At 61.5% G+C, this 13,489-nt stretch carries 5 protein-coding genes; all 5 read left to right on the top strand.

Translation table 11 applies throughout. From position 1 onward, the window contains the following. Positions 1-220: 220 nt before the first annotated feature. The 5 genes from P3T40_RS27675 to P3T40_RS27655 all read left to right on the top strand — a co-directional run bounded on the left by P3T40_RS27675 (position 221) and on the right by P3T40_RS27655 (position 12,649). A complete protein-coding gene (locus P3T40_RS27675; protein ID WP_429270900.1) occupies positions 221-2,989 on the top strand; it encodes a TonB-dependent receptor in 2,769 nt (922 codons plus the stop codon). Positions 2,990-3,606: 617 nt separating this feature from the next. After that, a complete protein-coding gene (locus P3T40_RS27670) occupies positions 3,607-4,443 on the top strand; it encodes an IclR family transcriptional regulator (RefSeq protein ID WP_429270899.1) in 837 nt (278 codons plus the stop codon). Positions 4,444-4,790: 347 nt separating this feature from the next. Then, a complete protein-coding gene (locus tag P3T40_RS27665; protein WP_429270898.1) occupies positions 4,791-6,179 on the top strand; it encodes an MdtA/MuxA family multidrug efflux RND transporter periplasmic adaptor subunit in 1,389 nt (462 codons plus the stop codon). A 17-nt stretch (positions 6,180-6,196) separates the two neighbouring features. After that, complete coding sequence (locus tag P3T40_RS27660) at positions 6,197-9,331, top strand: MdtB/MuxB family multidrug efflux RND transporter permease subunit (RefSeq protein ID WP_429270897.1); 3,135 nt, start codon at positions 6,197-6,199, stop codon at positions 9,329-9,331. Between the two features lie 3 nt (positions 9,332-9,334). Next, positions 9,335-12,649 (top strand): efflux RND transporter permease subunit, encoded by a 3,315-nt coding sequence (locus P3T40_RS27655; RefSeq protein ID WP_429270896.1) that lies wholly within the window; start codon positions 9,335-9,337, stop codon positions 12,647-12,649. The last annotated feature ends 840 nt before the right edge of the window (positions 12,650-13,489 follow it).

Here is a 13,489-nt window from a genome sequence, read left to right as displayed (position 1 = left end):
AGAATTATGAGGTCATGAGGAGCACGGATGAGTTCGACGTCGTGAATGGAACGAGGCGCAATACAGATAGTGCCCAACGGGATAAGAACCGCCGCGCAACGCAATCGGGAAAGGTGGATTGCCTGGTCTTAACGCGGGTTGTCGTAAATCGAGCTGGAGCGGTTCATAAGACTGCTCTACGCACAACAGGTGTGGCCTTACTAATAAGTATGGGGGAAAGATGAAGCAAAGAGTTTTGGCGGTTGCGATCAAGAGAATAATCTGGGCCGAACTTGCATTGTCAGCCGCGCTCGCCGTACCGGCGCTCGCACAAAGCCAGCCGGCTACAACGGGGACGACGCCCCCTGCCGAAGCCACGGGTGGCGCGGAGTCTCCCGCCCCGGCTACAGGCGCGGCCCAAAGTGGCACAGCAGGCACAACGGGCAAAGCGGCCACAACTGGCAAAACCGCCACAGCGACCACGGTCAAGCAACTGCAGACGTTCCAGGTGACTGGCTCGCTAATCCGCAGCTCGGACAAGGTCGGCTACAACCAGGTGCAGACCGTCAGCCAGAAGGACATCCAGGACAGCGGCGCGAACAGCGTCGCCGACTACCTGCGCTCTACCACCGCCAATTCGGCGAATAGCTGGAGCGAAGGACAAACCGGCAACTTTGCGCCGGGCGCTGCGGGTCTCGCGCTGCGAGGTCTGAGCGAGAAATATACGCTGGTGCTGATCGACGGACAGCGCGTCGCGCCGTTCGCGTTCTTCTCGAATAGCGTGGACAACTTCTTCGACCTGAACACGCTGCCGCTCAACGTCATCGACCGGGTCGAGATTGTGAAGACCGGTGCTGTGTCGCAATACGGCTCCGACGCTGTTGCGGGCGTGGTCAATATCATCACGAAGCACGATTATCAGGGCCTGCAGCTCGACGGCAGTTACGGCAGTTCGGTCAGCAACGGTGCGGGTAACGGCACAACCAAGTTCAGCGTGCTCGGCGGTTTCGGCGATCTGAACTCCGACCGCTTCAACATCACGGCGGCGGCCAGCGTCTATCAGGACGCCGGCTCCACGCTCGCCGATCGCGATTCAACCTCAGCGCAGGATTTCACCGGCATGCCGGGCGGTCTGTCGCTGCTCGCACCGTCGTTCTGGAATACGCCTAATGGTCCGCAGGCATTGAGCAATTGTCCGTTCGGCGGCTCGGTGCACCCCGCGGCAAGCAATTTTCTCGGCGCCTTCTCGGGAGGCCCCGGCACGGTGTGCGCGTTCAACACCGCAAATAGCACTTCGATCGAGCCGCAAACACAACGCCTGAGCGCGAAGGTCCATGCGGACTTCAAGATCGACGATACGACCACCGCTTTCGCCGACCTGTGGGAAAGCCACAACGAGACCACGTACAACCTTGGCCTCGATGGCAACATCGTGGGCAGCCCGCAAACGCCGACGCTGGTATTAGGCCCGGGAGGGATATTCACTCCGTTCAATAACGTCGTCCCGGTGAGCAACCAGTTCAACACGACGGGCGCCGCGACACCGCTAACCTATGCATTCCCCAACACCGTGGCCGAAAGGACCGACGCCAACTACTGGCGCGCGTCCACCGGCGTCAAAGGATCGTTCACGCTGCCCTACGGCGACTGGGACTGGGCGACGTCGGTCAGTCATTCGCAAAGCACGGTCGACAACACGTACTCGAACCAGTTGAACGTCAACGCACTGAACAACATCTTCCAGAACGGGGTCTTCAACTTCGCCAACCCTGCCTCGACGCCGAACGGATTGAACGGGCTGTACCAGAACGCGACCAACGAGGGCATCTCGAAGCTCGATACCGTCGATGCAACACTCTCGACGCCGAACCTGTTCCATCTGCCCACGGGTGATGTGGGCCTCGGCTTTGGCGCACAGTTCCTGCATGAGAGCGAGTTCCTCAACCAGGGCAGCGAGTTCCTGACCGGCCAGGTGGTCAACCCGAATCTGGAGGCCGTCAACGGCCAGCGCAATGTGGCCGCCGTCTACTATCAGGTCGACGTGCCGATCATTCGCAACCTCACGTTCAGCCAGTCGGGACGCTACGATCACTACAGCGATTTCGGCGGCGCGTTCTCGCCGCGCTTCGCGCTGCGCTATCAGCCGGTGCAGGCGCTGACGATGTTCACGTCGTACACGCGCGGCTTCCGTGCGCCGACCTTCGTGGAGGACAGCACTTCGCAAACGTTGGGGATTCAGGATCTGCCGAACGGCACGGTCACGACGATCACGCAGGGCAATCCGAACCTGCAGCCCGAACGGACCAAGAACTACGATATCGGTTTCCAGTTGTCGCCAACCCGTACAACCGATGTCGGCCTCGACTGGTACAAAATCCATATCGACAACGTCATCGGCGAGGCGCTGAATCCAAGCCAGGTGGTCACGAACCCGGCTAACGGCCAGATCCTCTTCGAGGATTTCCCGTACGAGAACCTCGGTTCGCTGGATACGAACGGTTTCGAAGCCACCTTCCGCCAGTCGTTGCCAACGAAGCTCGGCACATTCACGTTGTCTGCGGACTGGGCTTACGTCAATGACTACAACCTCGATACGCCGAACGGCAAGATCAACGCCGCGGGCAATAATTTCACGCTCTCACAGCCGTTCGGCGGCAGCTTCCCGCGCTGGAAAGGCAATACCACGCTGAACTGGGCTTATCACCAGTTCAATGCCGCGCTGAGCTGGCAATTCGTCGGCCCGTACGCGCAGGCACTGGCTTCCGCTGATCAAGCTCTGAATTCCACGCCGTCGGACAAAGTCGGGTCGTATAGCGAGTTCAACCTCATGATGACGTACACAGGCTTCAAGCACTGGACGATCTACGGCGGCATCGACAACATCTTCAACCGCACGCCTCCGTTCGATCCGCTCTTTGCCGACAGCGAACTCGATCAGACCGGTTATGACCAGTCGCTGTACTCGTACATCGGACGCTTCGTGCAGGTGGGAGCGACGTATAAGTTCTAGCACGCAGGTGTAAAAACCTTTCGTTTTGTCAGGGCCGCTCCGATTCCCCTTCTCACACTTGTCTTGTCGGAGCGGTTTTTTTTTGCTCGAGATCGTGCAACGCGATTCGATTCGATTCATTACGCATTAAATAAAGAGATACTGCAGTAGAAACCCCGCCGCGCCTCCCCTATTCCCCTACGCCATTATCTAGTTCGTGGACGAAAAAAAAGGCGCCACGTGACCGTGACGCCTTAAAAAGTTCTAGCCATTCCGAGGGCCGTGCTAGAACCTGAGAGAGGGGATTCGAAAGTGTCGCCTGATGGCGCCGTGCGTTAATTGCCGGTGGCGCCTTGCTGGCCCGGGCTGTGCAGCATGTCGGGCGAGGCTAAGGCTACGCGCGCCATTCATACGCAAGCCTTCCTTTCGAAATGTGATTCCATTTTTTACGGTTATGCTGACTAAGTCAAGCAAAATCTAATGAGGCCGGGTTTCCTGGCCATGTCCTTCTATTACAATGAATTGTCTTATGAAATAGGGTCGGCGTGCGTCATTATGGTGCAAGTTCGGCCCTGCCGTCTTCGGTTCGGCGCAACAGTACAAATATGGAAATTGAAACGAAGTTTCACAATAATGAGATGACGCACGAAACCATGCTCCCTCGCGGTACCGACCCCGTTAAGGAAAAAGATGGCTCGGGAGACGAAGTCACGGCACTCGCGCGCGGTCTGACCGTGCTGCGCTGTATCGCGGCAGCGGACTCGCCACTCAGCAATCGCGAACTAACTGAGCTCACCGGCATTCCCAAGCCGACCGTTTCGCGGATCACCGCCACGCTCGTCAGCGCCGGATTCCTGTTTCGCCTGCCGGATAGCGAACGTTTCGTGCTCACCTCGTCGGTTCTGGAGTTGAGTAACGGCTTTCTGCGCAACTTCGATATTCGCGCCCGCTCACGGCCTTTCCTGATCGAACTTGCCGAACACACGTCGCTGTCTGTGCATCTGGCCGTGCGCGATCGGCTTGACATGGTAGTCATCGACGCGATCAAGCCGCGCTCCGCCGTCCTCGTGTCGCGGCTCGATGTGGGTTCGCGGATGAATCTGAGCCGCACCGCCGTGGGCCGTGCCTATCTGGCTGTATTGGCAGAACCTGAGCGCCAGAAACTTCTGCTTGGGTTACAGGCTGCCGAAGGCGACGAGTGGGGGCTTGTCGGCGACCGCCTCGAGCAGGCGCTGCGGGAAACCGCCGCCCATGGTTTCGCGATCGCAACCGGCGAATGGCACGACGGGCTGAATGCGATCGCGGCTGGTTTTATCGGACCCTCCGGCGAGCGCTACGCGGTCAATTGCGGTGGCTCGGCGCACCAGTGTCCGCGCGACTGGCTGATGACGCGCGCGGCGCCCCTGCTGCTCGAATGCATCTCCAGGATCGCCCTCGAAATCGGCGGCACGCCGGGCCGGCGGCTGGACACCTGACCGGCTCGATCACGCATTCAACGCGAACAGATGGATCGTTGCGGCGATGCGCCGCATGCAACGGTCCACGCGGTGGTGTAACGCGCGTAACCAACCGAAAAATACGCCACTGGACGGTAACGAAGCCAGGGACGTAGGATCATGCTTTCGTCTAGCTTGCTATATCCGACCTGCATCGCAAGACAATGCCAGGTAGATCGGATACGGCGAGCGTCACAGTCCGCATGACTGTCACGCAACCGCTTTGCATTAAGACTTTTTCCCGTGTCTCGCGTCGCCACGCCCTGAACATCTGCGTTGCATCCCGCACGTCTGCGTAACTTCAAGCCAGCCACCTGATCGAACCGATGGACGAACAACAACAGCATTCGGAAACTTCACGCACACAAGCCCCGGCGCACCGGCCGTCCGCTGCCGGGACCAGCCAGATGAGGAGCGGTGGCAAACGGCATCGGGGACGTACCATCGGACTGCTCGTCGCCGCGCTCGTCGTGGCGGGCATCGTGGTGTGGCGCTGGCATCCGTGGGGCGGCCCGTCAGGCGGCTCGAGCGCACAGAGCGAGGGCGGCGGCCGGCACGGCCGCGGCGGTCCCTCCGCGTTCGGCAACCAGCCTCAGCCGGTGCACGTCGCCACCGCAACGCAAGGTGATATGCCGGTCGTGCTGACCGCGCTCGGTACGGTCACGCCGCTCGCCACCGTCACCGTGCAGACGCAGTTGAGCGGCACGCTGCAGACGGTGGCGTTCCAGGAGGGCCAGATGGTGAAGAAGGGCGACCTGCTCGCGCAGATCGACCCGCGCCCGTATCAGATCTCGCTTGAAAACGCCGAGGGCGCGCTGGCGCGCGACCAGGCGCTGCTGCAAACCGCACGTCTCGACCTGAAGCGCTATCAGACGCTGCTCGCGCAGGATTCGATCGCGAGCCAGCAGGTCGACACGCAGGCGTCGCTGGTCCAGCAATACATTGGCACCGTGAAGTCGGATCAGGCCAACATCGACACCTACAAACTCGATCTGATCTACGCGCGCATCACGGCGCCCGTGTCGGGCCGCGTGGGCCTGCGCCAGGTCGATCCTGGCAACTACGTCACGCCCAGCCTGACCAACGGGATTGTCGTGATCACGCAATTGCAGCCGATCAGCGTGATCTTCACCGTCTCCGAAGACAGCCTGCCGCAGATCATGAAGCAGGTGCAAACGGGCGCGAAGCTGTCGGTGACGGCCTACGACCGCAGCAACACCACCTCGCTCGCAGGCGGCACGCTCGAGACGCTGGACAACCAGATCGATACCACCACCGGCACGCTCAAGCTGCGCGCCATGTTCAATAACGAAGACAACCTGCTGTTCCCCAATCAGTTCGTCAATGCGCGGCTGCTCGTGGACACGATTCACGACGCCGTGATCGTACCGACGTCCGCTGTGCTGAACGGCTCGATGGGCCAGTTCGTATATGTCGTCAAGGACGACCGCACGGTCACCGTGCGGCCGGTCAAGATCGGCCCCGTGGACGGCGAACGCACCAGCATCGCCTCGGGACTGCAGCCGGGCGAGCGGGTCGTGATCGACGGCTCCGACCGCCTGAAGGAAGGCGCGAAGATCACCATTCCGGCTGACCGTCCGCGCGGCGCATCGGGGGTACGCGGTGCTTCCGGCGCGCACGGCACATCGGGTGCGTGGGGCGCGTCGGGCGCGCATGGACATCATCACAAACACGCGGCGCAAGCTTCGGAATAAAGGCTGACTGAACCCGCATGAATCCATCCCGCGCCTTTATTCTGCGCCCGGTCGGCACCGCCCTTCTAATGGCGGCGATCATGCTGGTCGGGCTCGTCGCGCTACGCTTCCTGCCGCTCTCGGCGTTGCCGGAAGTCGACTACCCGACCATCCAGGTCCAGACCTTCTATCCGGGCGCGAGCCCGGACGTGATGACCTCGTCCGTCACCGCGCCGCTCGAGCGTCAGTTCGGGCAAATGCCGTCGTTGAACCAGATGTCGTCGCAAAGCTCGGCGGGCTCGTCGATCATCACGCTGCAGTTCAGCCTCGACCTGCCTCTCGACATTGCCGAGCAGGAAGTCCAGGCCGCCATCAACGCCGCGGGCAACCTGCTGCCGTCGGACCTGCCGGCGCCGCCGATCTACGCCAAGGTCAACCCGGCCGACGCGCCGATCATCACGCTCGCCCTCACCTCGCAGACCATGCCGTTGACGCAGGTGCAGGATCTGGCCGATACGCGTCTCGCGCAGAAGATTTCGCAGGTGGCCGGTGTGGGTCTGGTGAGCCTGTCGGGTGGTCAGCGCCCTGCCGTGCGGATTCAGGCCAATCCGCGCGCGCTGGCAGCGTATGGTCTGAATCTGGACGACCTGCGCACCACCATTTCGAACCTCAACGTCAATACGCCGAAGGGCAATTTCGACGGGCCGACACGCGCCTACACGATCAACGCGAACGATCAGTTGACCGATGCCAACGCCTATAAGAGCGCGGTTATCGCCTATAAAAGCGGCCGGCCAGTGATGCTGACAGACGTCGCCACGATCGTGCAGGGCGCGGAGAACACCAAGCTCGGCGCGTGGGTCGATTCGACACCGGCCATCATCCTGAACGTGCAGCGCCAGCCGGGCGCGAACGTGATCCAGGTGGTCGACAGCATCAAGGCGCTGCTGCCGCAACTGCAGGCCTCGCTGCCCGCCGCGCTGAACGTCCAGATCGTCACCGACCGGACCACCACGATCCGCGCCTCCGTGCGCGACGTGCAGTTCGAACTGCTGATGTCGGTGGTGCTGGTGGTGCTGGTGATGTACCTGTTCCTAGCCAACGTCTACGCCACCATCATCCCAAGCCTGTCGGTGCCGCTCTCGCTGATCGGCACGTTGGCCGTCATGTATCTGTGCGGCTTCTCGCTCGATAATCTTTCGCTGATGGCGCTCACCATCGCCACCGGCTTCGTGGTCGACGATGCCATCGTGATGATCGAGAACATCGCGCGCTATGTCGAAGAGGGCGAGACGGCGCTCGAAGCGGCGCTCAAGGGCTCGAAACAGATCGGCTTTACGATCATCTCGTTGACGGTATCGTTGATCGCGGTGCTGATTCCGCTGCTGTTCATGGGCGACGTGGTAGGACGCCTGTTCCACGAATTCGCGATCACGCTGGCCGTCACCATCGTGATTTCGGCAGTCGTGTCGCTCACGCTCGTGCCGATGATGTGCGCGAAACTGCTGCGCCACACGCCGCCGAAGGAAGCGCACCGCTTCGAAACGAAAGCGCACGCGTTCATCGATTACATCATCGCCCGCTACGCCGTCGCGCTGACATGGGTGCTGGACCGCCAACGCTCGACGCTGTTTGTCGCCGTGCTCACACTGGTACTGACCGGCGTGCTGTACGTGTTCATTCCGAAGGGCTTCTTCCCAGTGCAGGATACCGGCGTGATCCAGGCGATCACGCAGGCGCCGCAGTCGGTTTCGTACGAATCGATGGCCGAGCGCCAACAGGAACTGGCCGCGCAGATCCTGAAGAATCCGGATGTGGAAAGCCTGACGTCGTTCATCGGCGTGGACGGCAACAACATCACGCTGAACAGCGGCCGGATGCTGATCAACCTGAAGCCGCGCGACGACCGCAGCAATACCGCAAGCGACGTGATCCGCCAGTTGCAAAAGGACGTGGCGCACATTCCGGGCGCGTCGCTGTATATGCAACCGGTGCAGGATCTGACGATCGACGCGACGGTCAGCCCGACGCAGTATCAGTTCATGCTGACCGATCCGAACATCACCGAGTTCGCGACCTGGGTGCCGAAGCTGGTCGAGCGGCTCAAGCAGGCGCCGGAACTGGCCGACGTGGCCACCGACCTGCAGGAGAATGGCCAGTCGGTCTATGTGGAAATCGACCGCGCCAGCGCGTCGCGCTACGGCATCACGCCGGCTACCGTCGACAACGCGCTATATGACGCCTTCGGCCAGCGCATCGTCTCGACCATCTTCACGCAGTCGAATCAGTACCGCGTGATTCTCGAAGCGCAGCCGCAAGTCCAGCACTACACCGAGTCGTTGAATGGGATCTACCTGCCCTCCTCCACGTCGACGGGCGGCCAGGTGCCGCTGTCGTCGATTGCGAAGTTCGTCGAGCAGCCTGCGCCGTTGCTGGTGACGCACCTGAGCCAGTTCCCGGCCACTACGGTGTCGTTCAACCTGGCACCCGGTTCGTCGCTCGGCGCGGCAGTCAAGGCGATCAATCAGGCAGAAAAGGACATCGGCCTGCCGGCCTCGTTCCAGACGCGCTTCCAGGGCGCCGCGCTCGCCTTCCAGGCGTCGCTGGCGAACGAACTGTTCCTGATCCTCGCCGCGATCGTCACGATGTATATCGTGCTCGGCGTACTGTATGAGAGCTTTATCCACCCGATCACGATTCTCTCGACGCTGCCCTCGGCCGGCGTCGGCGCATTGCTCGCGCTGCTGATCACCGGGCATGACCTCGATATCATCGGCATCATCGGCATCGTGCTCCTGATCGGTATCGTGAAGAAGAACGCCATTATGATGATCGACTTCGCGCTCGAAGCCGAACGCGAACAGGGCAAGCCGCCGCGCGAGGCGATTTATCAGGCGTGTCTGCTGCGCTTCCGGCCAATCCTGATGACCACCATGGCGGCCCTGCTCGGCGCCCTGCCGCTGATGCTCGGCACTGGCGCCGGTTCGGAACTGCGCCGGCCGCTCGGCATTGCAATTGCGGGTGGCCTCGTCGTGAGCCAGTTGCTGACGCTGTTCACCACGCCGGTGATCTACCTCGCGTTCGACTCGCTGGCGCGGCGCGTGAGGGCTCGGTTTCATCATGATGAGGGGGGCCACAACGCCCCGCCGCCCGCCACCGACGCGGGGAACTGACCGATGAATCTGTCGCGTCCGTTTATTGCCCGGCCCGTCGCCACGACCCTGCTGGCCGTCGGCATTGCGCTGTCCGGCGTGTTCGCCTTCACGAAGCTGCCGGTCGCGCCGCTGCCGCAGGTCGACTTCCCGACCATCTCGGTGCAGGCCACGCTGCCGGGCGCGAGCCCGGAGACGGTGGCAACCAGCGTGGCGAGCCCGCTCGAACGGCATCTGGGCTCGATCGCCGACGTCAGCGAGATGACCTCGCAGAGCTCGGTAGGCTCGACACGCATCACGTTGCAGTTCGGCCTGAACCGCGATATCGACGGTGCCGCGCGCGACGTGCAGGCCGCCATCAACGCGGCCCGTGCCGACCTGCCGGCGAGTCTGCGCAGCAACCCGACGTATCACAAGGTCAACCCGGCCGACGCGCCGATCCTGATTCTCGCCTTGACATCCAATACGCTGACGGCCGGGCAGTTGTACGACTCCGCCGCCACCGTGTTGCAGCAATCGCTCTCGCAGGTGGACGGCATCGGTGAGGTCGACGTCAGCGGTTCGGCCAACCCTGCGGTGCGCGTGGAACTGGAACCGCAGATGCTGTTCCACTACGGCATCGGACTCGAAGACGTCCGCGCGGCGCTCGCCGCGGCGAACGCGAACAGCCCGAAAGGCTCGATCGAATTCGGACCGAACCATGTGCAGCTCTACACCAACGATCAGGCGAGCAAGGCCTCGCAGTACAAGGACCTGATCATCGCCTACCGCAATGGCTCGGCCGTGCACCTGTCGGATGTGTCAGAGGTGGTCGACTCGGTTGAAGACCTGCGCAACCTCGGTCTCTATAACGGCAAGCGCTCGGTGCTGGTGATCCTGTACCGTCAACCGGGCGCGAACATCATCGACACGGTCGACCGCGTCAAGGGGATGCTGCCGCAACTGAAGGCGTCGCTGCCGGCGGACGTGGACGTGATCCCGACGGTCGACCGCTCCACCACCATCCGCGCCTCACTGAAAGACACCGAGCACACCTTGATCATTGCCGTGGCGCTGGTCGTGATGGTGGTGTTCCTGTTCCTGCGCAACTGGCGCGCGACGCTGATTCCGAGCGTCGCGGTGCCGATCTCGATCATCGGCACGTTCGGCGCGATGTATCTGATGGGTTTTTCGATCGACAACCTGTCGCTGATGGCGTTGACGATTGCCACCGGCTTCGTGGTCGACGATGCGATTGTGGTGCTGGAAAACATTTCGCGGCATATCGAAGACGGCGTGCCGCGCATGAAGGCCGCCTTCCTCGGCGCACGCGAAGTTGGCTTCACGGTGGTGTCGATCAGCATCTCGCTGGTCGCCGTGTTCCTGCCTATTCTGCTGATGGGTGGCATTGTCGGGCGCCTGTTCCGCGAATTCGCGCTGACGCTGTCGCTTGCAATTGCCGTGTCGCTGCTGGTGTCGCTGACGCTCACGCCGATGATGTGCTCGCGTTTGCTCAATGAGCCGCACGAGCGCAAAGAAGAAGGCCGCATCGCGCGCTGGCTCGAACGGGGCTTCCAGTCGATGCAGCGCGGCTACGAACGCACGCTCGGCTGGTCGCTGCGGCATCCGCGACTGATCATGCTGGTGCTGATCGCCACCATCGGACTGAATGTCTGGCTGTACGTGATTATCCCGAAGGGCTTCTTTCCGCAACAGGACACCGGGCGCATGGTCGGCGGCATCCAGGCCGACCAGTCCACCTCCTTCCAGGCGATGAAAGGCAAGTTTGCCGAGATGATGAAGATTGTCGGCGAGAACCCAGCGGTGGACGGTGTGGTCGGTTTCACGGGTGGACGGCAGACCAACTCGGGCTTCATGTTCGTGCAGTTAAAGCCGAAGCCGGGGCGACATGTATCGGCGGATCAGGTGATCCAGCAATTGCGCGGACCGCTCTCCGACGTCGCGGGCGTGCGCACCTTCCTGCAAGCCGTGCAGGACATCCGTGTCGGCGGCCGGCAATCGAACGCGCAGTATCAGTTCACGCTGCTGGCCGATTCGACAGCCGACCTGTACACGTGGGGCCCGAAACTCACGGAGGCCTTGCAGGCGCGGCCCGAACTGGCCGACGTGAATTCCGACCAGCAGCAAGGTGGCCTCGAATCGATGGTGACGATTGACCGCGCGAGCGCGGCGCGCCTGAACATCGAACCGGCGCAGATCGACAACACGCTGTACGACGCGTTCGGCCAGCGCCAGGTGTCGACGATTTACAACCCGCTCAACCAGTACCACGTGGTGATGGAAGTTGCGCCGAAATACTGGCAAAGCCCGGACATGCTGAAGCAGATATACGTCAGCACGTCGGGGGGCAGCGCGAGCGGCGCGCAGACCACGAATGCGACGGCCGGCACGGTGACGGCGCCGGTGGCCAATAGCAACAGCACGAGCGCCTCGAGCGGCGGCACGGCCGGCACGACGACATCGAGCGCGGCGGCGATCGCGTCGGATTCGGCGCGCAACCTGGCGATCAATTCGCTTGCGGCGAGCGGCAAATCGAGCGCATCGTCGGGGGCGGCGGTGTCGACATCGAAGGAGACGATGATTCCCTTGTCGGCGATTGCGAGCTTCGGTCCGGGCAGTACGCCGTTGTCGGTGAATCACCAGAGCCAGTTCGTGGCGTCGACGATCTCGTTCAATCTGCCGCCGGGCAAGTCGTTGTCGGATGCCACCAAGGCGATCTACGACACGATGGCGGAGATTGGCATGCCGGGGACGATTCACGGCAGCTTCCAGGGGACGGCGCAGGCGTTCCAGCAGTCGCTGTCAGATATGCCTCTATTGATTCTGGCGGCACTGGCGGCGGTGTATATCGTGCTGGGGATACTGTATGAGAGCTATATCCATCCGTTGACGATTTTGTCGACGCTGCCTTCGGCGGGGGTGGGGGCTTTGCTGGCGTTGCTGCTGTTTCAGACTGAGTTCAGCATCATTGCGTTGATTGCGGTGATTCTTTTGATTGGCATCGTCAAGAAGAACGCGATCATGATGATTGATTTTGCTATTGAGGCTTCGCGGCAGGGGTTGTCGTCTTATGATGCGATTCATCAGGCTTGTTTGTTAAGGTTTCGGCCGATCATGATGACCACCTGTGCTGCTCTGCTTGGGGCGCTGCCGTTGGCGTTTGGGAATGGGGATGGGGCTGAGTTGAGGGCGCCTCTCGGCATTGCTATTGTCGGTGGGCTTATTGTTAGTCAAATGCTTACGCTCTATACCACGCCGGTTGTTTATCTTTATATGGATCGGATGAGGGTTTGGTGGGAAGCGCGCAGCCGGCGGCCTAGGGGACGGGCCAGGGCCTAAGGGAATGGTTTGAGGTTTTTTTGTCTGGCCGACGGCTGTTGGTGGCTTGCCCACGGCGTTGGGCTTTACTTGATTTCTTGTTGGTCTAGTCAGGTGGTCTTCGGTTGTTTGCCTACGGCGTTGGCCTCTCCTTGCATTCTTATCGGTCTATTAGCTTCGCCCCTGTGCGGGGCGGCACCTACTTTCTTTGCCGCCGCGCCGCCGCAAAGAAAGTAGGCAAAGAAAGCGGGCTCACACCGCTAGCGCTTAGGTGTCCATCACTTGTGTGAACTCGGAGTGGTCCGAGACGAGATCGTCTCTCGCACCACCCAAGTTCGTGACAAGGCAATCATCCAGCCCACTCCGCACTCCGTGCGTCGCGGATGGGTCTGCCAGGGAAAGCAACGCTCTGGGACATCAAGGCCCGCTAACGTGGTGGCATTTGTTTCGGAATGCGGGCTTGCGGGGGGAGGCCAGCACTTCCAGACGCCATGAGCGAAAATAGCCCACCCGGAAATTTACATGGGGAGCAGCAGCCACGTCAGCTTCTAAAAACCAAAGAAAATTAGGAATCCAGTTGAATTTGCAGAGGAGGGGTTGTGCCCGACGGCGGGGCGCGCAGCGCGACGCCGGAACGGATGAGTGCTTTGTCACTAGCGCGTGTGGTGCGAGGGCAGGTCTCGTCTTGGGCCGTTTCCGGCCGAAGACCGAGATGGCTCACTAAGGGCTGGCGGTTGCAAGCCCGCTTTCTTTGCCTACTTTCTTTGCGGCGGCAAAGAAAGTAGGTGCCGCCCCGCACAGGGGCGAAGCTGATATGACTCCCGGTGTCAATCGGGATCGGTTTTCAGTTTTCAGTTTTCA

Source organism: Paraburkholderia sp. EB58 (assembly GCF_050436665.1).
In the GTDB taxonomy this organism is placed as follows: domain Bacteria; phylum Pseudomonadota; class Gammaproteobacteria; order Burkholderiales; family Burkholderiaceae; genus Paraburkholderia.
This window is presented reverse-complemented; position numbering and strand designations above follow the sequence as displayed.

Bases quoted from the DNA above. Each gene is read 5' to 3' on its own strand.
- P3T40_RS27655 (WP_429270896.1), top strand. From the start codon at position 9,335: ATGAATCTGTCGCGTCCGTTTATTGCCCGGCCCGTCGCCACGACCCTG.
- P3T40_RS27675 (WP_429270900.1), top strand. From the start codon at position 221: ATGAAGCAAAGAGTTTTGGCGGTTGCGATCAAGAGAATAATCTGGGCC.
- P3T40_RS27670 (WP_429270899.1), top strand. From the start codon at position 3,607: ATGACGCACGAAACCATGCTCCCTCGCGGTACCGACCCCGTTAAGGAA.
- P3T40_RS27660 (WP_429270897.1), top strand. From the start codon at position 6,197: ATGAATCCATCCCGCGCCTTTATTCTGCGCCCGGTCGGCACCGCCCTT.
- P3T40_RS27665 (WP_429270898.1), top strand. From the start codon at position 4,791: ATGGACGAACAACAACAGCATTCGGAAACTTCACGCACACAAGCCCCG.